The sequence below is a fragment of the Plantibacter sp. MMLR14_011 genome, from assembly GCF_001865025.1.
Lineage (GTDB): Bacteria > Actinomycetota > Actinomycetes > Actinomycetales > Microbacteriaceae > Plantibacter > Plantibacter flavus_A.
Genome location: NZ_MJGW01000017.1, coordinates 555,074 through 574,115 on the forward strand (window position 1 = coordinate 555,074; position 19,042 = coordinate 574,115).

19 protein-coding genes and 1 tRNA gene are annotated in these 19,042 nt (G+C 68.8%); 7 read left to right on the forward strand and 13 right to left on the reverse strand.

Annotated elements, in window-relative coordinates:
• Window positions 1-195 precede the first annotated feature (195 nt).
• From BIU99_RS11010 to BIU99_RS11035, 6 genes are all read right to left on the reverse strand, one after another.
• A complete protein-coding gene (locus BIU99_RS11010; protein ID WP_071261168.1) occupies window positions 196-849 on the reverse strand; it encodes a ScbR family autoregulator-binding transcription factor in 654 nt (217 codons plus the stop codon).
• A 182-nt stretch (window positions 850-1,031) separates the two neighbouring features.
• Window positions 1,032-1,874 carry a LysR family transcriptional regulator gene (locus tag BIU99_RS11015; protein ID WP_064296553.1) on the reverse strand — a complete coding sequence of 281 codons (843 nt, stop codon included), beginning with the start codon at window positions 1,872-1,874 and terminating at the stop codon, window positions 1,032-1,034.
• 78 nt (window positions 1,875-1,952) lie between these two features.
• Window positions 1,953-2,024 (reverse strand) — tRNA-Arg (locus BIU99_RS11020).
• A gap of 25 nt (window positions 2,025-2,049) precedes the next feature.
• Complete coding sequence (locus tag BIU99_RS11025) at window positions 2,050-2,547, reverse strand: HNH endonuclease (RefSeq protein ID WP_064296554.1); 498 nt, start codon at window positions 2,545-2,547, stop codon at window positions 2,050-2,052.
• Between the two features lie 427 nt (window positions 2,548-2,974).
• Entirely contained in the window at window positions 2,975-4,144 is a 1,170-nt protein-coding gene (locus BIU99_RS11030) for a CHAP domain-containing protein (protein WP_139205401.1), read from the reverse strand.
• 249 nt (window positions 4,145-4,393) lie between these two features.
• A complete protein-coding gene (locus BIU99_RS11035; protein WP_064296556.1) occupies window positions 4,394-5,095 on the reverse strand; it encodes a metal-dependent transcriptional regulator in 702 nt (233 codons plus the stop codon).
• Window positions 5,096-5,238: 143 nt separating this feature from the next.
• On the opposite strand from BIU99_RS11035, the gene serC reads away from it, so the two are divergent.
• Window positions 5,239-6,351, forward strand: coding sequence for a phosphoserine transaminase (serC, locus tag BIU99_RS11040; protein WP_071261172.1), 1,113 nt, complete (start codon window positions 5,239-5,241; stop codon window positions 6,349-6,351).
• A gap of 86 nt (window positions 6,352-6,437) precedes the next feature.
• Here serC and BIU99_RS11045 read toward each other — a convergent pair whose 3' ends face one another.
• Both BIU99_RS11045 and BIU99_RS11050 read right to left on the reverse strand, forming a co-directional pair.
• Window positions 6,438-7,148, reverse strand: coding sequence for a DUF3027 domain-containing protein (locus tag BIU99_RS11045; protein WP_071261174.1), 711 nt, complete (start codon window positions 7,146-7,148; stop codon window positions 6,438-6,440).
• Window positions 7,141-7,524 carry a cold-shock protein gene (locus BIU99_RS11050; RefSeq protein WP_064296559.1) on the reverse strand — a complete coding sequence of 128 codons (384 nt, stop codon included), beginning with the start codon at window positions 7,522-7,524 and terminating at the stop codon, window positions 7,141-7,143. The genes BIU99_RS11045 and BIU99_RS11050 overlap by 8 nt, the downstream gene beginning before the upstream one ends.
• Before the next feature lie 135 nt (window positions 7,525-7,659).
• Here BIU99_RS11050 and BIU99_RS11055 point away from each other — a divergent pair, with 135 nt between their 5' ends.
• From BIU99_RS11055 to BIU99_RS11080, 6 genes are all read left to right on the forward strand, one after another.
• Window positions 7,660-7,935 (forward strand): hypothetical protein, encoded by a 276-nt coding sequence (locus tag BIU99_RS11055; protein WP_064296560.1) that lies wholly within the window; start codon window positions 7,660-7,662, stop codon window positions 7,933-7,935.
• A 5-nt stretch (window positions 7,936-7,940) separates the two neighbouring features.
• The gene (locus tag BIU99_RS11060) at window positions 7,941-9,776 is read left to right on the forward strand and encodes a helicase-associated domain-containing protein (protein WP_071261176.1); all 1,836 of its coding nucleotides are present in this window, start codon (window positions 7,941-7,943) and stop codon (window positions 9,774-9,776) included.
• A gap of 51 nt (window positions 9,777-9,827) precedes the next feature.
• The gene (locus BIU99_RS11065; protein ID WP_064296562.1) at window positions 9,828-11,471 is read left to right on the forward strand and encodes a DNA repair helicase XPB; all 1,644 of its coding nucleotides are present in this window, start codon (window positions 9,828-9,830) and stop codon (window positions 11,469-11,471) included.
• 46 nt (window positions 11,472-11,517) lie between these two features.
• Entirely contained in the window at window positions 11,518-12,207 is a 690-nt protein-coding gene (locus BIU99_RS11070; protein WP_056007716.1) for a response regulator transcription factor, read from the forward strand.
• 10 nt (window positions 12,208-12,217) lie between these two features.
• Window positions 12,218-13,882 (forward strand): HAMP domain-containing sensor histidine kinase, encoded by a 1,665-nt coding sequence (locus BIU99_RS11075; protein WP_071261178.1) that lies wholly within the window; start codon window positions 12,218-12,220, stop codon window positions 13,880-13,882.
• A 153-nt stretch (window positions 13,883-14,035) separates the two neighbouring features.
• Window positions 14,036-14,326: a WXG100 family type VII secretion target gene (locus BIU99_RS11080; protein ID WP_064296564.1), complete on the forward strand. Its 291-nt coding sequence runs from the start codon at window positions 14,036-14,038 to the stop codon at window positions 14,324-14,326.
• A 70-nt stretch (window positions 14,327-14,396) separates the two neighbouring features.
• Here BIU99_RS11080 and BIU99_RS19735 read toward each other — a convergent pair whose 3' ends face one another.
• From BIU99_RS19735 to BIU99_RS11105, 5 genes are all read right to left on the reverse strand, one after another.
• Entirely contained in the window at window positions 14,397-15,065 is a 669-nt protein-coding gene (locus BIU99_RS19735; protein WP_139205402.1) for a hypothetical protein, read from the reverse strand.
• 689 nt (window positions 15,066-15,754) lie between these two features.
• Window positions 15,755-17,374: a chaperonin GroEL gene (gene groL, locus BIU99_RS11090; RefSeq protein ID WP_064296567.1), complete on the reverse strand. Its 1,620-nt coding sequence runs from the start codon at window positions 17,372-17,374 to the stop codon at window positions 15,755-15,757.
• 204 nt (window positions 17,375-17,578) lie between these two features.
• On the reverse strand, window positions 17,579-17,782 hold the full coding sequence (locus BIU99_RS11095; protein ID WP_064296568.1) for a cold-shock protein: 204 nt from the start codon (window positions 17,780-17,782) through the stop codon (window positions 17,579-17,581).
• 285 nt (window positions 17,783-18,067) lie between these two features.
• On the reverse strand, window positions 18,068-18,640 hold the full coding sequence (locus BIU99_RS11100; protein ID WP_071261182.1) for a LytR C-terminal domain-containing protein: 573 nt from the start codon (window positions 18,638-18,640) through the stop codon (window positions 18,068-18,070).
• 21 nt (window positions 18,641-18,661) lie between these two features.
• Window positions 18,662-18,964 (reverse strand): DUF3263 domain-containing protein, encoded by a 303-nt coding sequence (locus tag BIU99_RS11105; protein ID WP_064296396.1) that lies wholly within the window; start codon window positions 18,962-18,964, stop codon window positions 18,662-18,664.
• Window positions 18,965-19,042 lie beyond the last annotated feature (78 nt).

Below are 19,042 nucleotides of genomic sequence, written 5' to 3' on the forward strand. Positions count from 1 at the left end.
GGGCGATCCCCCCACGACATCGCCCAGCCCGGCACGTGAACCAACTCTTCGCCGATGGAACGCGGAATGCCCCCGCACACCGTGATCCATCCGTCGTCGCACGACGATCAGCAAAGTGAGTTAATCACCCGATTCAGTTTAGGGTGACCTCACGGCGCGTGCGTCAGGGCTACCCCCTAACGTGCACCCGACCGCTCAGGCGTGCTGCGCGTCGAAGGCGGCGTCGAGGACGGCGAGCACCTCGGCCTGGCGGTCCGCGACGATGACCGCCGCGATGAGGATCCGCCACATGGTGTCGACCGCGTTGAGGAGGTCGGTCCGACCGGCCAGCAGGTTCGAGATGAGCTGTGTCCCGGTGAAGAACGCGACGAAGGACCTCGCCAGTTCCGCCGGCTCGAGCGGAGACTGCAACTCACCGAGCTCGATCGAGGCCCGCACCCGCTCCTCGACGCTCGCGATCCACTGCTCGTGGAACGCGGTCGTCGGAGCCTGGATGACGCCCTGCTCGAGGGACAGCCGCAGGCCGGCGCGGGTGATGGGGTCGGTGAGCAGCTGCTCGGTGATGGCGCGGGAGGCCTGGACCAGCCCGCCGAACGGCGAGGGCGCGGTGGTCGGCGCGGTCAGCGCAGCGATCGAGCGCGTGCTCTGCTCGTTGATGACGGCGATCGCCAGTTCCTCTTTCGAGGGGAAGTAGAAGTACAGCGAGCCCTGCGTCGTCCCCGCCTCGCGGGCGATGTCCGACAGGCTCGCCTGTCCGTAGCCGACCCGGTCGAACATGCGCGCGGCACCTTCGACGACGGTCTGGCGTCGTTCATGACCTCGTTGCTGCTGTGGTCGTCGTTCGGGCATGTGCGTATCCTGCTTCTGTCATCCCCCGATTCAGGGATAAGCGTACCCACTCCGAGCTGAGAACACGGTGTCGAACGCGGCAGAAATCCGGAACAAGTCGACCGACTTGATCGGGAGAAGATCCCGGTCGGGTCGCAAAAGGGCGTGTGGAGGGTGTCATCACCAACCGGCCCCGAGCGGACTCACTCGCGTCGTGTGACCAGGGCGAACCGCTCGCGGAGCTCAGGCGCGTCGGCGAACGGCCGCCAGCACAGGCCGTCGCCCTCCCGCATCGCGGCCACCGGACGGAGGGCGACGAGTCGCTCACCGAAGCGCAGGGCGTCGAGGAACAGCGTGTCGTTCCCCGCGTCGATCGTCAGGGAGCGCGGGTACCAGCCGCGCGCCGCGAGCGCGCCGGCCAGCCAGGCCGAGTACGCCGGGTCCTTTCCGGGCTCGGGACGAAGCAGCTCCTGGTCGGCGAGATCGGACCACTCGATGACGTCCTTCGCCGACAGCGGGTGCGCCGCTCGCATGACGACCCCGAGCGGGAGTGCGGCGATCTCCTCGGCGGCGAGCTCGTCTGGCAGCTCGATCGGCAGGCGCACGATGGTGGCGTCGAGACGACCGGTGGTGACGAGGTGCAGCTGCTCGACCGGCTCGATCGTGACCGCGATCGCCGGGACGTCGATGCGGCGACCGGCCTCAGAGACGACCGCGTCCCACGTCGTCGGCGGACGGCCGACCCGGATGTGCCGCGCCGGTGACGCCGGGTCCATGTCGGCGACCACGTCGATGAAGGTGCGGACCTTGAGCAGGAAGCGCTGCCCCTCGCGCGTCGGGCGGTACTCCTCCCCCAGGACGCTGAACAGCTCGACCCCGAGCGCTGCCTCGAGCCGCCGCAGCTGCTGCGCGAGGCTCGGCTGTGCGACCCCGAGCAGGTTCGCCGCGGCGCCGAGCGTCCGAGCATCCGCGACGACCACGGCCGACCGCAGCTGACGAAGAGTGATGGCGTCGCGTTCGAGTTGGCGGTGGAGGTCGTGCGTCATGCTTCGAGCCTACGGCGTGCTCGCAGCCCTACCCGACATGCGAAGCCGTGCTCGCCTGGACGGCCGCACCTCGGACAGTGCCCCTGGAGGGACTCGAACCCCCAACCCTTTCCTTAGGACGGAACTGCTCTTCCATTGAGCTACAGAGGCTGACCCGTCGAGTGTAGCCGGTCGCTCAGGCGGCAGGCGCCAGGTACTGCTCCCAGTCGGGCTCCGAGCGCTCGACGCCCCGCACCATCCACTGCGAGCCGTGCGGCGTCCGCGGCGAGACCCGGAGGCTCCAGTTCATCTCCATCGGCGTGCGATCGCCCTTCACGTTGTTGCAGCGCAGGCAGCAGGCCACGAGGTTCTCCCAACTGTCCACACCCCCGCGCGAGCGCGGCTGCACGTGGTCGATCGTCGTCGCCGCCTTCCCGCAGTAGGCGCAGCGGTGGCCGTCGCGGCGCAGCACGCCGCGGCGGGTCACGGGCACCCGGCGGGCGTTCGGGATCCGGACGTATCTGGTGAGCAGGATGACCGACGGCCGATCGAACGATCCACTCGTCGCCACCACGGGATGCGAGGAGTCGATCTCGACGACGGTCGCCTTGTGATGCATCACGAGCACGAGGGCCCGCTTGAACGAGACGATCGCGAGCGGCTCATAGCCCGCGTTCAACACCAGTGTGCGCATGCACGTTCCCTTCCGAAGGGCCACGACGGCTGCCGCGACCGGTCGACGATCATCACCTGCTGCGTCCCTGACGCGGCGGATCGAGTCGTTTCCGGGGAACAAAAAAGGGCACTGTCATGACGACAGCACCCTCTTGATCCACGGCGGAGCCACGGCACGCTTGGCTGGAATGCCGCAGCACGTAGAGGCCGCGACCATTCGCGACCACGTGGCGACGTATAGCGTGCATCAGCTCCTGAACCTCTCCGAGTTGCAGAGCACCAGATTAACCCACACCGACCGGATTTCCGCACGTTGCAGGAGAATTCCCCTCCGCGCCACCTCGGCTTCGGACGACGGACACCGCTCGGTCGCGAACGGTCACCGCCTACGACGACGAATCGCGTCCCTCCGACGGAGGGACGCGATCCAGGTCGAGCGGGTCGGATCAGCCGACGCCCGGCGGGTAGAGGTAGAGCGCCACGGCGCTGGCCGCGATGGTGCGCGTGTTGTAGCTGTGCCGTGCGGATCCCCAGTTGTACTCCTCCAGGGTGACCGTCCCGTCGGCGTTGACCGACTGCACATAGGCGACGTGGTTGTAGTTGAACCAGGCGACGGAGCCGGCGATGGCGTTGGTCCCCTTGTTGTACTGCCACGAGTCGGCCCAGCCGTAGGCGCTGCTCGGCGGCAGGCCGTTGCCCCAGGTGAAGGCCCAGTTCCCACTCGGCGTACCCGCGTCGCGGTTGAGTCGCCAGGCGACGAAGTCCACGCACTCGCGGTAGTAGTACCGCAGCGGCGAGAGCCCGCCGCCCTCGTCGTCGGTCGCCTGGTCGAACCACGGGTAGTCGTCGCCGGCCTGACGTGCGCCCACGGTGATCGAGTAGGTGGCGTTGCTGGCAGCTGCAGCGGCGTCGAGCTGCCGCTGGCGCTCGGCGAGCTCGTCCGGTGTCGTCGCGCTGTAGAGGTCGCGGGAGATCGGTGCGTCGGCCACCTTGTCGGAAGCGACGACGCTCTGGGCTCCGGAGGCCTTCAGCTGCTCCGAGGCGGACGTCCCGTACTCGGTCTGCGCACTGCTGCTCGCCGCATAGGCGGGGAGGGCGACGGTGGCGACCAGTGCCGGCACGAGGAAGGCCATGGTGGCGACGCCGCGGACGGAGCCGGGTCGGGCTCCGGACGGCTTCGGCTTGCGCACGGCGACCGTCGACGCGGACGGCTTGACCGGGGGCTTGTTGCGGGCGACGCGATCCGCACCGGTGCGGAGCGGAGCGGCGGTCGCGAACGAGGCGTCGGTGGCGGACGTCACGGTGAAGGACTGCGGGGCCGTCGGCTCCGGTGCGGCGGGCTTCGTCAGCGGCCGCTGGTCGACACGGACCTCACCGGTCGTGACGGCGGCGTCGACCTCCTCGACCACGGCATCGTCGAGGACGATCTCGGGGTGGTCGACGGTTGCGTCCGGAGCGACCTCGGTGACGAGCGCATCGTCTGCGCCCGTCTGGGACGGCGTGGTCGCCTCCGCCTGCTTCGCGGCCTGCTCCTGGAGTCGGAGCTGCTTCCGGGTGAGGGGGACGTTCGGGGTCGTCTCGGCCTGGTCGGGGCCGCTCTCGCCAGCTGCAGTCAAGTGGATTCCTCCGGCACCCCGCATGAGCGACGACGATCGCGGTCGTGCGATCGGCATGGCGCAGCCCCATCCGACGATTGATGTCGGTTCGTGTGGCCGAGGGACGGGCTAGGGGGTGCCTCGGTCGTCTTCCTTGAGCCAGATCATGGCCTTCAGGACGAGTGACAGCCTACGGGTTACCCCTCAGAAAGTCACGTTTCGATCACGGGAAAACGGGCACATGAGGGAATCCTCATACGCGTCTCATGCTCACGCGGCAGGGGTCTCCACGAAGATGTGCGTCGCGAGCTCGTTGGGCAGCTCGAGGCCGCCCTCGACACCGTCGATGGTGACGAGCACGTAGCCGCCCGCTGCCGCGAAGGTTCCCGCGCGACCCGGCATGACGCCGGCCTGCTTGAGCTGCAGGAGCAGCTCGGGGTCGACCTGCGCCGGTTCGCCGAGACGTCGGACCGTCGCCGTGACCGGCTCGGAGCGTCCTTCGACGAGACCCACGATGTTGATGACGCCCTGCGAGAAGGCGACGGCGGGGCTGTCGCCGAACTCGTCGAGTCCGGGGATCGGGGTGCCGTACGGCGACTCGGTGGGGTGGTTGAGCATGTCGAGGAGCTTGCGCTCGACCTGCTCACTCATGACGTGTTCCCAGCGACAGGCTTCCTCGTGGACGAACTCCCACTCCAGGCCGATGACGTCGCTCAGGAGGCGCTCCGCCAGGCGGTGCTTCCGCATGACGTGGACAGCCTTGCGACGGCCCGGTTCGGTGAGCTCGAGGTGCCGGTCCCCCGACACGACGACGAGTCCGTCGCGCTCCATCCGACCGACCGTCTGCGAGACCGTCGGTCCGGAGTGCCCGAGGCGCTCGGAGATCCGCGCACGAAGCGGGATGATGTTCTCCTCCTCGAGCTCCAGAATGGTGCGGAGATACATCTCTGTGGTGTCAATCAAATCGGTCATCGACGCCCTCCCTGCCCGATTGCACGTTCCCGGTAAGCCTAGTGCGCGGCGGCGACGTTCCCGCGCCAAGCCACTCCGCCCCGGGTGGACGCATCCGGCTGCGTGGCACGACGCCATGAGGCCCCCGCCTCTAGAATCGCCGTATGCCGGAGATCACGATTCCCACGTCCCTTCTGCCCGCCGATGGTCGATTCGGCTGCGGCCCCTCCAAGATCCGACCCGAGCAGATCGCAGCGCTCTCCGAGGCCGGCCTGTCCCTCCTCGGCACCTCCCACCGACAGGCTCCCGTCAAGCAGCTCGTCGGCCGTGTCCGCGCCGGCCTGGCCGAGCTGTTCCGCGCTCCCGAGGGCTACGAGATCATCGTCGGCAACGGCGGCTCGACCGCGTTCTGGGACGCCGCCGCCTTCGGCCTCATCGAGCAGCGCAGCCAGAACCTCGTCTTCGGTGAGTTCGGCGGCAAGTTCGCCAAGGCGGCCGGCGCCCCGTGGCTCACCGCTCCGGACGTCCGCGAGGTGCCGGGTGGATCCCGCATCGACCCCGAGGTGGTCGAGGGCGTCGACGTGTACGCCTGGCCGCACAACGAGACCTCGACCGGTGTCATGGCCCCGGTGCGACGCGTCTCCGGCGACGCCGGTGCACTCACGGTGATCGACGCGACGAGTGCCGCCGGTGGTGTGGACTTCGACGCGAGCCAGGCGGACGTCTACTACTTCGCACCGCAGAAGAACTTCGCATCCGACGGCGGCCTGTGGTTCGCCCTCTGCTCCCCCGCAGCGATCGAGCGCATCGAACGGATCGCCGCCAGCGGGCGTTACATCCCGGAGTTCCTGAGCCTGAAGAACGCGGTCGACAACTCCCGACTCGAGCAGACGCTCAACACGCCTGCCTTGTCGACGCTCGTGCTCCTCGAGGAACAGATCTCGTGGATCAACGGCAACGGCGGCCTCGCCTGGGCGTCGGCACGGACGGCCGAATCCTCAGGCGCCCTCTACGAGTGGGCCGAGCGCACCTCCTACACGACGCCGTTCGTGACGGACCCCGACCACCGCTCGCAGGTCGTCGTCACGATCGACTTCGACGACGCCATCGACGCGGCGCTGGTGGCGAAGACCCTGCGGGCGAACGGCATCGTCGACACCGAGCCCTACCGCAAGCTCGGTCGCAACCAGCTGCGCGTCGCGACCTTCACGGCGATCGACCCCGCAGACGTCCGTCAGCTCATCGCGAGCATCGAACACGTCGTCGGGGCGCTCTGATCCGCCTCCCCCGCTGAACGCCGAACGGGCGGTCGAATCCTCTCGAGGTCCGGCCGCCCGTTCGTCTGTCGGGTGGTGCGCGAGTGCTACTCGTCCTCGAACCGGTCGTCGTCCTCGTCGGAGTCGTCTTCCTCGTCGGAATCGTCCTCGTCGTCCTCATCGGAGTCGTCGTCGTCCGATTCATCGTCGTCGTCGTCGTCGGAGTCGTCCGACGCCGCATCGACGTCGTCCTCGTCGTACTCGAGCTCGATGCCGTCGCGGTCCCGGTCGCGGGGATCCCCGGACAGCGCGACGTCGTCGTCGAACTCGTCGGTGTCATCAGCGTCGTCGAGCGCGTCGTCAGCCGCGGCAGCGGCCGCGGCCTCCTGCGCGGCGCGGTAGTCCGCGAGGCGCTCCGACCACGGCACCCACTGCGGAGCCAGCAACGCGCCGTCACCGGGCATCAGCTCCGTCTCGAGCACGTTGGGCGCGGCGTCGTCGGCGGTCCGCGAGAGCGTCACCGTCCAGAACCATCCCGGGTAGCCGGCCATCGTGTTCGCGAACAGCAACGAGACGACGTGATCGTCGACCACGACGTGCCCGGCCGGCTCACCCACCGTGCTCGCGGGCGTGATCTCCTGCAGCGCTTCACGCGCGAGCTCGACTGCCGCGATCAGCGTCTCGTCCGGCACGGGTGCCGGGGTCGGCTCGCCGTCGGCGCCGTCGTCCGAGCGGTGCTCGTCCGACAGGGGTCGGGCGTCCGCGTCGGCCGTGACGTCGCGATCCTCGGCCGGTGTCTCCTGGCCCGCCTCAGGCATCCAGCTCGTCCGCGACCTTGCGCAGCACGGCAGCGATCTTCTTGCTGTGGCTGCTGTTCGGGTACTTGCCGCGGCGCAGGTCGCCACCGATGCCGTCGAGGAGCTTCACGAGGTCCTCGACGATGATCGCCATGTCGTCGGCCGGCTTGCGCTTCAGCTTGACGAGGCTGGGCGGAGCCTCGAGGACGCGCACGGACAGCGCCTGGGCGCCGCGCTTGCCGTCGGCGATGCCGAACTCGAGCCGCGTCCCCGGCTTCACGCCGGCCGTGCCCGCGGGCAGTGCGGAAGCGTGCAGGAAGACCTCCTGGCCGTCATCGGAGCTGATGAAGCCGAAGCCCTTCTCCTCGTCGTAGAACTTGACCTTGCCGGTGGGCATGGGAACCTCGCTGTGTGTCGTGCGCAGAAATGCAGCGCCGTGCGGTGATCGCGCAGGACGCGCGATCGCGAGGACCATCGGTCCTCGGCCCCCAGCCTATTCGGTGCAGCAGCCGCGTGCCTCTATCCTGGGAGCGTGACTGATGAGCAGACGCCGAGCATCTCGCGGCCCGAACGGATCCTGGCCTACATGGTCGTGACGATCGTCGCCGTGTCGATCGCCGCGTTCGTCGCGGTGATGGTCGGCACCGCCACCGGCCTCGAGCAGGGCGACTTCGCCGTCGGCGCCTGGCCGGTCGTGACGATCCTGCCGCTCGTCGGACTCCCGATCGCCTTCCTGATGCTGATCACGCTCATCATCGTGGGTGCCGTTCGACGGTCCCGCGAGTCCCGCGGTCAGTCGCCGCGCTGACGACCATGGGCGAGGCCTTCGCGATCGCGCGCCGCCTCCGGGAGCTCCCGGACGACGGGCTCCGCAGGCTGACGCCCGACCGCAGGGCCTCGTCAGCCCGCATCGCGGACTTCTTCGACTTCGCCGAAGCACTGTTGGACGAGGCGAGCGTCGCCCGCCGGATGGCGCTGCTCGACCGGGACACCCTCGCCGTGCTCGCCGCCTCGCTGGACGGGACGGAGCGCCAGTCGCTCGCGACCACGCTCGGACGCGACGAGTCGGAGGTGGATGCCGCCCTGGAGCGGCTGCAGCAGGACATCCTGGTGCTGGACGACGGTGCCGGTCCGATCAGGCCGGTGAACGCGGTGGCCGCGGTGTTCGAGGAGTGGGCGGCGAGCGGCAAGCCCGGCCGTGCCGAACTCCAGCTTCCGGTCGAGGCGCCGACATCCCCCGTGACCCGACCATCACCCGACACGGACGCCCTCGCGAGCGAGCGTGCGGCCGGCGCCGTCGGCATCGTCGGCGAGAGCCTCCACGAACTCGACCGCGAGCCCGCCCGTCTGCTCGGCCGTGGTGCCCCGTCCATGCCCGACCTCAAACGGCTCGCAGCGGCGGCGGCGAGCACACCCGAACAGATCGAGCTCGCCCTGTCCGTGGCGTCGGCTGCCGGGCTCACGGACGCGATCGGCTCCGCCATCCGCTTGAGCGAGGTCGGTGAGGCCTGGCTGGCGTCGGCCACGGCGGAACGCTGGCTCCGTCTCGCGACGGCGTGGCGCGACGCGATCCCTGCCACGGTCCGCGATCACATCCTGACCGCGTACCGACGCGGTTCCGTCGATCTGGTCGAGGAGCTCAGCTGGTGGTACCCGTTGGCGGAGGATGCCGTCGTGGCACCGACGCGAGCGGTCGACGCCGTCGCCGAGCTGCTCGGGATCACCGTCGACGGGGCGACCAGCGGGTTCGGACGACTCCTCGTCGACGGCCACGCGGCCGACGCGGCCTCGGCGCTCGCGTCCATGCTCCCCGCCGAGGTGTCGCAGGTCGTCCTCCAGGACGACCTGACGGTCATCGCGCTCGGTCCCCCGACGGCGGAACTCGACGTCCGACTCCGGGCCCTCGCGGAACCGGAGGGGCGCGCCCAGGCGTCGAGGTACCGCATCACGACCGCGAGCGTCACCCGGGCCCTCGCCGACGGGGACACGGCCGAGGACCTGCTCGCGTACCTCGAGTCGATCTCCCTGACCGGCGTCCCCCAGCCCCTGCGGTACCTCGTGTCCGAGGCCGCATCCCGATTCGGCCTCGTCCGTGTCGGGACGATCCGCGCGTCAGCCGACGCCTCGGCCGATCCCGGACAAAGCAGCTACATCCGCTCCGACGACGCCGGCCTGATCGCGGCGATCTCGGTCGACCAGAGCCTCGTGGCGCTCGGTCTCCGGCCGAGCGACGAGCACCGGCTCACCAGCCGGATCGAGGCGGCGACGGTCTACTGGGCCCTCCACGACGCGCGCTATCCGGTGGTCGCGGAGGACGACGACGGCGCCCCGCTCCGGATCCGCCGGCAGCCGGTCATGCGCGCCGCGGTCTCCGCTCCGGCCGCCTCGACGGAACCGGACCTGGTGGCGCGGCTCCGCGCCGACGACCGCGGGGACACCAGCTCCGCGTGGTTGTCCAAGCAGCTGGAGATCGCCGTCCGCGACCACACGCCGGTCACCGTGCAGCTGCAGCACGGCGAGCGACGATCCACGTTCACGATCGAGCCGGTGAGTCTCGCCGGTGGTCGTCTGCGCGGTCTGGACCGGTCGGCCGACGTCGAACGCACCCTGCCGCTCGCGATGATCACCGAGGTCCGGATCGCCGGCTGAGCGCCCACTCAAGGGGGTTGCGCACCGGATCCGCCGGTAGACTCGACCGTTATGTCTGATGGACCACTGATCGTCCAAAGCGACCGCACCGTGCTGCTCGAGGTCGCCCACCCGCTCGCCGAGGACGCCCGCCACGATCTCTCGGTGTTCGCCGAGCTCGAGCGTGCGCCGGAGCACATCCACACCTACCGGATCACCCGTCTCGGACTCTGGAACGCGCGGGCCGCCGGGCACGATGCCGACCAGATGATCGAGACGCTGGAGCGGTACTCGAAGTTCTCCATCCCCGCGTCCGTAACGATCGACATGCGCGAGACCGTCAACCGCTACGGACGGCTCGTGATCGAACGCTCCGAGGAGGGTGAGCTCGTCCTCCGCTCGACGGACCTCCCGATCCTGACCGAGGTGGCCGGCGCCAAGAAGATCGCGCCACTGCTCATCGGGCATCCGACGCCGGACACCTTCCTCGTCGAGCCGTGGGCACGTGGCGCACTCAAACAGGAACTCGTGAAGCTGGGCTGGCCCGCCGAAGACCTCGCCGGATACACGGCCGGCACGCCGCACCAGATCGACCTGGTCGAGGACGGCTGGCACCTCCGCGACTATCAGCAGCAAGCGGTCGACAACTTCTTCTCCGGCGGTTCCGGCGTCGTGGTGCTCCCCTGCGGTGCGGGCAAGACCCTGGTCGGCGCCGGAGCGATGGCGACGGCGTCCACCAACACCCTCATCCTCGTCACGAACACGGTGTCGGCGCGGCAGTGGCGCGACGAGTTGTTGAAGCGCACCTCCCTCACCGCCGAGGAGATCGGCGAGTACTCGGGGCAGGTGAAGGAGGTCAAACCGGTCACGATCGCGACCTACCAGATCCTCACGGCCAAGCGGAAGGGTGAGTACGCGCACCTCGCGCTGCTCGACGCCATGGACTGGGGCCTCGTGGTGTACGACGAGGTGCACCTGCTCCCGGCTCCCGTCTTCAAGCTCACCGCCGAGCTGCAGGCGCGGCGTCGCCTCGGCCTGACGGCGACGCTCATCCGCGAGGACGGCCGCGAGGGCGACGTCTTCTCGCTCATCGGCCCGAAGCGGTTCGATGCCCCGTGGAAGGAGATCGAGGCGCAGGGCTTCATCTCCCCCGCCGCGTGCTTCGAGGTACGCGTCGACCTGCCCCAGGCCGACCGACTCACCTATGCCGCATCGGCCGACGACGAGCGGTACCGCCTCGCCGCGACCGCCCCGGCGAAGCTCGACGTCGTCCGACAGCTCGTCGAACGGCACCGCGGCGAGCAGATCCTCGTCATCGGACAGTACCTCGATCAGATCGAGGAGCTCGCCGAGACGCTGGGAGCCCCGCAGTTGACGGGGGCGACGCCGGTCGACGAGCGCGAACGGCTCTACCAGGCCTTCCGCGACGGCACCGAGCAGGTGCTCGTCGTCTCCAAGGTCGCGAACTTCTCGGTCGACCTGCCCGAAGCGACCGTCGCCATCCAGGTGTCGGGGTCGTTCGGTTCACGGCAGGAGGAGGCGCAGCGTCTCGGCCGCCTGCTGCGCCCGAAGTCCACGGGTCTCACCGCGAGCTTCTACACCCTGGTGTCGCGCGACACGGTCGATCAGGAGTTCGCGCAGAACCGGCAGCGGTTCCTCGCTGAGCAGGGCTACAGCTACACGATCCTCGACGCCCACGCCCTCCAGAACGCGTGAATCCGGCTCTCAGAAAAGTCTCAAGAAACGTGCAGATAATGGTGTCATGACCGGACCCCGCATCCTCATCGTCGACGACGAACCGAACATCCGCGACCTCCTCACCACGAGCCTGCGATTCGCCGGCTTCGCCGTCCGTGCCGTGGGCAACGGCGCAGCCGCCATCTCGGCGGTCCTCGAGGAGGAGCCAGACCTCATCATCCTCGACGTGATGCTGCCGGACATGAACGGCTTCGGCGTCACCAAGCGCCTCCGCAGCGCCGGTTACACGGCGCCCATCCTCTTCCTCACCGCGAAGGACGACACCGAGGACAAGATCACGGGCCTGACGGTCGGCGGCGACGACTACGTCACCAAGCCGTTCAGCCTCGACGAGATCGTGGCACGCATCAAGGCCATCCTCCGCCGGACGATGCAGGCCGACGAGGACGCGGTGATCCGCACCGGCGAGCTGACGATGGACCAGGACACCCACGAGGTCCTCGTCGGTGACACCCCCATCGACCTCAGCCCGACCGAGTTCAAGCTCCTCCGCTACCTCATGCTCAACCCGAACCGCGTCCTGTCGAAGGCCCAGATCCTCGACCACGTCTGGGAATACGACTTCAACGGCGACGCCGGCATCGTCGAGAGCTACATCTCCTACCTGCGCCGGAAGCTCGACCAGTTCTCCAGCGAGCCGCTCATCCAGACCAAGCGCGGATTCGGCTACATGCTCAAGGCCGGAAAGGCGTAGCCCCCACCCGATGGCCGATTCCCTGTCCACCTGGTGGAGCAGCGTCTCACTCCGGACGAAGATCACCGGGGTGACGGTGCTCGTCCTCGCCTTCGGTCTGCTCGTCGCAGGCATGGGGACGACCCCGCTCCTCAAGGAGGTCCTCACCCAGCAGGCGAACGACAGTCTGGTCACTGCCGCCAAGGGCAAGATCGTCGGTGAGATCTCCGAGGACGGTCAGCTCCAGCTCGACGCCCCCTCGACGCTGTTCGTCGCCGTGTACGACACGAACGGCGAACTCCGGGCCTCCTCCGGCTGGGACGACAGCATCGCTCCCGAGCACCCGGCGCACCTCAGCGCGAACGACGTCGCCGCGAGCGGGACCCAGATCTACACGACCACCAACGCGAGCGGCACGATCGTGTACCACGCGGTGTCCGTCCCGGTCACCCTCGACGGCTTCCGCACGGGAGCGGCATGGGTCGCCATCTCGATGCAGGGCACCGACAACACCATCGCGACCTACCTCACGATCTTCTTCGTCCTCGGCGTGCTCATCATCGTGGTCGGGGCACTCCTCACCCGGTGGCTGGTGACCGGGACCTTCGAACCGCTTCGCCAGGTGGAACGGACGGCCGCCGCGTTCGCCGACGGCGACTTCAGCCAGCGACTCGCGGGCTCGACGCCGAACACCGAGGTGGGGCGACTCAGCCGATCGCTCAACACGATGCTCGCTCGCATCGACCGCGCCTACTCGGATCGTGGAAAGACCATCGAGCAGATGCGGAATTTCGTCGGCGACGCGAGCCACGAGCTGCGCACCCCGCTCGTCTCCGTCCGCGGCTACGCCGAGCTCTACCGGATGGGCGCCCTCCAGACGCCGCAGGACGTGGCGCAAGCCATGGAGCGCATCGAGAAGGAGGCCATCCGCATGGGTGCGCTCGTCGAGGACCTCCTCCAGCTCGCCCGCCTCGATGAGACGCGACCACTGAACGTCGCCCCCGTCGACCTGCTCCCGATCGCACGCGACGCCGCGCTCGACACCACCGCCCAGGCCCCCGGGCGCACGGTCCAGGTCGTCCGCGACGAACGCATGGTGCGAGCGGCCGACGACGACGCCGCCCAGGCGACGAGCGAGTCCCCGGCCGCTGCCGAGGCACCAGCCCAGACGGGCTCGACCGGGCCGATCTTCGGCGCGACGTTCAACCGCTTCCGGCGTCGGCCGAAGCCCTCCGGCGACGCCACCACGCCCGACACGAAGCCCATCGCCGAACCACTGACCCTGGCCGTGCCACCGATCGTCCTCGGCGAGGAGAACAAGATCCGGCAGGTCGTCACGAACCTCATCGGAAACGCCCTGCGCTTCACGCCCGCCGACAGTCCGATCGAGCTCGCGGTCGGCACGGACGCCCGCGCCGGGACCGCCAGCATCGCCATCGTCGACCACGGCGAGGGTATCCCGCCACAGATCCGCGAGAAGATCTTCCAGCGCTTCTGGCGTGCCGACAGTTCGCGGACCCGCGAGACGGGCGGCAGCGGCCTCGGACTGGCCATCGTCGCCTCCATCGTCGCGGCGCACGGTGGCACGGTCGACGTGACCGAGACCCCCGGCGGCGGCGCGACGTTCCGCGTCATCCTGCCGCTCGCACCGTCAGCGGCCACGAGCCCCATCGTCATCGCGGGCCCTCCGGCCTGACCCGCCGGCGGGCTGGCTCGACCCTCCTCCACAGGCTGCGGCCCGCTCCGGACTGCGCGCCCGAGGCCATTCTCGCCGGTTCCGGCCGGTGGCGAGCACCTACCGTCTCGGTAGCGGCGATGACAGGCATCGCCCGGACGAACGGAGTTCCCGATGGCCACTTTCCAGGTCGACAGCGACGCGGTCGAACGCGCTTCCACGGCGGCACGCGTCACGATCGAGCAGATCCAGAACGAAGTAGCCCGCCTGCACACGCAGCTGGCGGCACTCGACGGCCAATGGACCGGCGCGGCGGCGGCCGCATTCCACGGTGTCGTCGAGCGCTGGAGAGGCACCCAGCGTCAGGTCGAAGAGAACCTCGGCGAGATCAGTCGAGCACTCGCTGTCGCGGGTACACAGTACGCCGAGATCGAGCGGGCGAACGCCAGCATGTTCAGCGGGTGAGCGGCTGACCGCCGACGCGGTTCACGGACCTGCGTCGGCGGGCTCCCGCGACCTCCGGCGACGGTGCGGCTCAACGGCCGCTCAGGACCCCGGCCGCGGCAGCCTGAGCATAAGCCGTCGCTTGTGCGCCGAGCTCGGAGACCCCGTAAACCGGATCGGCCGAGCTCTCGTTACTGACATCGATGCGCAGCCAATGACCGTCGACCGTGAGGTGGACGCTGCACGACGAGAAGATCTCCGTCCGGCACTGCAGGAAGGCGTCGCGCGATCCCAAGCCGTCGAGCGCCAGGAAGCTGATGTCCGCACCGTCCTTCATCCGCGTCTCGACCAACTGCTCATAGGCCCACTGTCCACGGGGCAGGGCGGTGAGCAATCCGCGAGCCGAATCGCTGTCAGGGAGCCCGAAGATACAGTCCGGGACGCCCAAATCGTCGGCGGCCCCTCGACTGGCCGAACCGCCCTTCTTCGGCGCCGACGTGTACACCAGTTGCTGGCCGAGGAGGTCACTCATCGTCGCCTCGGGCACGAAGCCCTCGCACTCGGTCGGCAGGACAGCTGGCCCGGCCGTCGTGTCGCCCCAGTCGAAACGTGGCGCACTCGCCGTCGGCTCCAATGCGGTCCTGATCGATTCGACGAACGGCATGACCGCGTTCAGCGCCGCTTTGTCGGACTCGGCGACATTGTCGGCCGGGCCGTCGATGAGGACCTCCACCCAGCTGTCGCCGACGAGGAACTGCATACTGCACACATCGAGCACACGTCCGTCACCGGTGAAGCAGGAGAGCGGCGTGGAGTTCTCCCAGGGGCCGGGCTCGCCCGACGTCCAACCTTCGAAGAACGGCTGCCAGCGGGCCGACGCCTGAGGGAGCACCAGCACCTGCGCCCAGCGCTCGGTCCCGAGCGGAGAGCCTCCCTGCAGCCGACTGCGGGGCTCCCCGTTCCCCCAGCTGCACTGCAGTCCTCCGAGCGCTACGGGCGCCGTATTGATCGGTGTCGCGTTGACGTCATCCGTGAACGGGGCCTCGAGCACGACGGAGGGCGCGAGTGCCGAGCTGACGATGTCGGCTGGGACGAGGTCCTTGCATCCGAGTCCGTACGAGCTGACCGGGGTGGTGGGCCCAGGGGCGGTGGTCGGTGTCGCGGACGGCACCGGTGTGGACGTCTCCGTCGGCTTCGGTTCGGCCGGCGTGCACGCGCTCAGCCCCAGAATCACTACGGCGGCGATCGCCGCTCCCCCGATGCGTCTCATAGCTCGATCATAGGAAATGCCACACGCGTCGATATGCCGTTCCGATCACGTCTCTACAACGACTGACGGGCCCATGCGGGAACGGGCATACAGGTCGAGGGTCCTCCCCGATGCGGCATGGCGAAACGACGCAGGGCGCCTCCCGAAGGAGACGCCCTGCGCAGGTGTTGCTGTCGGACTTAGAAGTCCATGCCACCGGTCGGGTCGCCGGCCGGAGCCGGGTTCTTCTCCGGCTTGTCGGCGACGACGGCCTCGGTGGTGAGGAACAGGCCGGCGATCGACGCTGCGTTGAGCAGCGCGGAGCGCGTGACCTTCACCGGGTCGTTGATGCCGGCAGCGAGCATGTCGACGTACTCACCGGTCGCGGCGTTGAGGCCGTGTCCGACGGGCAGGTTGCGGACCTTGTCGGCGACGACGCCCGGCTCGAGGCCTGCGTTGAGCGCGATCTGCTTGAGCGGAGCGTCGATGGCGACCTTGACGATGTTCGCACCGGTCGCCTCGTCACCGACGAGCTCGAGCTTCTCGAACGCGGTCTTGCCGGCCTGGATCAGGGCGACGCCACCACCGGCGACGATGCCCTCTTCGACGGCGGCCTTCGCGTTGCGAACGGCGTCCTCGATGCGGTGCTTGCGCTCCTTGAGCTCGACCTCGGTCGCTGCACCGGCCTTGATGACCGCCACACCGCCCGCGAGCTTGGCGAGACGCTCCTGGAGCTTCTCGCGGTCGTAGTCGCTGTCGGTGTTGTCGATCTCCTTGCGGATCTGCGAGACACGACCGGCGATGGCGTCGGCGTCGCCGGCACCCTCGACGATGGTGGTCTCATCCTTGGTGATGACGACCTTGCGGGCACGGCCGAGCAGGTCGAGGGTGACGGTCTCGAGCTTGAGGCCGACCTCCTCGGAGATGACCTGGCCACCGGTGAGGATGGCGATGTCCTGCAGCTGAGCCTTGCGGCGGTCGCCGAAGCCCGGAGCCTTGACGGCGACGGACTTGAAGATGCCACGGATCTTGTTGACGACGAGCGTCGCGAGAGCTTCGCCGTCGACGTCCTCAGCGATGATGAGGAGCTGCTTGCCCGACTGGATGACCTGGTCGACGATCGGCAGGAGGTCCTTGATCGCGGAGATCTTCTGGTTGGCGATGAGGATGTAGGGGTCCTCGAACACCGCTTCCTGGCGGTCGGGGTCGGTCACGAAGTACTGCGACAGGTAGCCCTTGTCGAAGCGCATGCCCTCGGTGAGCTCGAGCTCGGTGCCGAAGGTGTTCGACTCCTCGACGGTGACGACGCCCTCCTTGCCGACCTTGTCGATCGCCTCGGCGATGATCTCGCCGATGGTGGTGTCGCCAGCGGAGATGGAAGCGGTCGCAGCGATCTCCTCCTTGGTCTCCACCTCCTTGGCGTTGGCGATGAGCTCGACCGTGACGGCCTCGACGGCCTTCTCGATGCCGCGCTTGAGGCTGATGGGGTCGGCGCCTGCGGCGACGTTGCGGAGGCCCTCGCGAACGAGCGCCTGTGCCAGCACGGTCGCCGTGGTGGTGCCGTCGCCAGCGACGTCGTCGGTCTTCTTGGCGACCTCCTTGACGAGCTCCGCGCCGATCTTCTCGTACGGGTCGTCGAGTTCGATCTCCTTGGCGATGGACACGCCGTCGTTGGTGATCGTGGGGGCGCCCCACTTCTTCTCGAGGACAACGTTGCGACCGCGCGGCCCAAGGGTGACCTTGACCGTGTCAGCAAGAATGTTCAGTCCACGCTCGAGGCCGCGACGGGCCTCCTCGTCGAAAGCAATGATCTTAGCCATGTGTGTTTTTCGTCCCTCCCGGACGTCATGAACGTTGTTAGCACTCAATGAGTACGAGTGCTAAGTCGATTCTGGCACTCAGGGGGTGGGAGTGCAAGTGAGCACCGGAGCCCTGAGCGAACTCCCGGGATCCGCCCCGGAACGACGAACGACGCCGCCCACCGGAGTGGACGGCGTCGCAGGAATCGCGTGCCTGATCAGCGGCTACGCCAGGCGCACACCTTCGGCCTGGGGCCCCTTTGCTCCCGTGCCGACCTCGAAGACGACCGCCTGGCCCTCTTCCAGGGACTTGTAGCCGCTCATGTCGATCGCCGAGTAGTGGACGAAGACATCCTGTCCGCCGCCGTCGACCGTGATGAAGCCGAAGCCCTTCTCAGCGTTGAACCACTTGACGGTTCCGTTCGCCATTTCATACTCCCATTGCTGCGTGCTCTCGGCGCCCGACTGTTGCCGGACCCGGACCTGCCATCCGGGATCGGGATCCCGGCGGCCACCCTGCGCCGAAGCGGACCCGGGGGCGAGTCGAGACGGGACGGGATGAGCGGCCAATTCCAGATACTAATCCGGGGCACCGCGCGGATTCACCCCGAAATCGGCAAACGGGGCGGAGTGATACGACAACTCAACATGGAGGAAACACTCCGGAAACACGGCGAGCCGGCGACCTGACCGATCGACCTGCTCCAGCCGCGCTCAGGCTGCCGGCTGGTAGTCCGCGCCGACCACGACGACGATGCGGAGGACCGGCGCCTCGCCCTCCTCGACGGGGATCGCGTACGTGTCCGTGATCTGGATCGGAATACCGCCGAGTGCGTTCGCGATGGCGCGGGCGACGCCCTCCTGCGACGGATCCTGGTAGTAGACGCCGCTCGCCGTGACGTCCTCGGTGCTGGCGTCGCTCGTCGGGATCTGCTGCGTGAAGCCGGCGGCCGTGATCGCCGCCGCCGCCGATGCGGCGAGGCCGGCAGTGGGTGTGCCGTTCAGGACGAGGATGCTGGCCGCGGGGTCGACGACGGGGGCCGCCTCGGTCGGGGTGGGGGTCGGCGTGGGCGTGGCGCTCGGGCTCTGCGAGCCGCCGAAGAAGTCGATCCGGTCGTTCAGTCCGAACAGGGCGAAGGTGCCGATCCCCACAAGGACGAGCGTTGCGACGACGGCGACGAGGAAGGCGATCCAGCCGCGTCCCTTGGGCGCAGGGGCACGGTGTGCGCCGACGCGCTTGAGGTCGGGGACCTCGTCGAAGCGGTCGGGCGGGAAGGATTCAGCCATGGTGTGGTCTCCGGGAGCTGCTCAGCCGTCGGTGCGGGGAGCCGAGGCTCCTCGCGCCGAGAGTCGGGCGTCGCGGGTGCGCTGCAGCCGCTTGATCAGCATGGGGTCGTGGGCGAGGGCGGACGGCGAGTCGATGAGCGCGCCGAGCAGTTGATAGTACCGGGCCGGGGACAGGGCGAAGCGGTCGCGGATGGCGGCCTCCTTGGCCCCGACGTGCTGCACCCAGTGGGACTCGAACTCGAGGATCTCGAGCTCGCGCGGCTCGAGGCCGCCCGTCGGCGTCGACGCCTCGTCATCGGCAGGCGTGCGCGACGCTGACTGCATGCTCGTCTCCTGCCGATCGGTGCCGATGCGGCGACCTGGAGTCGTGCTCCGGTCCGCCGTGCTCCAAGTCTATTCAGC

Excerpts from the sequence above, each read along its gene's own strand:
- BIU99_RS11010 (WP_071261168.1), bottom strand. The coding sequence starts at position 849 with ATGCCCGAACGACGACCACAGCAGCAACGAGGTCATGAACGACGCCAG.
- BIU99_RS11015 (WP_064296553.1), bottom strand. The coding sequence starts at position 1,874 with ATGACGCACGACCTCCACCGCCAACTCGAACGCGACGCCATCACTCTT.
- BIU99_RS11025 (WP_064296554.1), bottom strand. The coding sequence starts at position 2,547 with ATGCGCACACTGGTGTTGAACGCGGGCTATGAGCCGCTCGCGATCGTC.
- BIU99_RS11035 (WP_064296556.1), bottom strand. The coding sequence starts at position 5,095 with ATGACCGATTTGATTGACACCACAGAGATGTATCTCCGCACCATTCTG.
- serC (WP_071261172.1), top strand. The coding sequence starts at position 5,239 with ATGCCGGAGATCACGATTCCCACGTCCCTTCTGCCCGCCGATGGTCGA.
- BIU99_RS11045 (WP_071261174.1), bottom strand. The coding sequence starts at position 7,148 with ATGCCTGAGGCGGGCCAGGAGACACCGGCCGAGGATCGCGACGTCACG.
- BIU99_RS11050 (WP_064296559.1), bottom strand. The coding sequence starts at position 7,524 with ATGCCCACCGGCAAGGTCAAGTTCTACGACGAGGAGAAGGGCTTCGGC.
- BIU99_RS11060 (WP_071261176.1), top strand. The coding sequence starts at position 7,941 with ATGGGCGAGGCCTTCGCGATCGCGCGCCGCCTCCGGGAGCTCCCGGAC.
- BIU99_RS11065 (WP_064296562.1), top strand. The coding sequence starts at position 9,828 with ATGTCTGATGGACCACTGATCGTCCAAAGCGACCGCACCGTGCTGCTC.
- BIU99_RS11070 (WP_056007716.1), top strand. The coding sequence starts at position 11,518 with ATGACCGGACCCCGCATCCTCATCGTCGACGACGAACCGAACATCCGC.
- BIU99_RS11075 (WP_071261178.1), top strand. The coding sequence starts at position 12,218 with ATGGCCGATTCCCTGTCCACCTGGTGGAGCAGCGTCTCACTCCGGACG.
- BIU99_RS11080 (WP_064296564.1), top strand. The coding sequence starts at position 14,036 with ATGGCCACTTTCCAGGTCGACAGCGACGCGGTCGAACGCGCTTCCACG.
- BIU99_RS19735 (WP_139205402.1), bottom strand. The coding sequence starts at position 15,065 with ATGCAGTTCCTCGTCGGCGACAGCTGGGTGGAGGTCCTCATCGACGGC.
- groL (WP_064296567.1), bottom strand. The coding sequence starts at position 17,374 with ATGGCTAAGATCATTGCTTTCGACGAGGAGGCCCGTCGCGGCCTCGAG.
- BIU99_RS11095 (WP_064296568.1), bottom strand. The coding sequence starts at position 17,782 with ATGGCGAACGGAACCGTCAAGTGGTTCAACGCTGAGAAGGGCTTCGGC.
- BIU99_RS11100 (WP_071261182.1), bottom strand. The coding sequence starts at position 18,640 with ATGGCTGAATCCTTCCCGCCCGACCGCTTCGACGAGGTCCCCGACCTC.
- BIU99_RS11105 (WP_064296396.1), bottom strand. The coding sequence starts at position 18,964 with ATGCAGTCAGCGTCGCGCACGCCTGCCGATGACGAGGCGTCGACGCCG.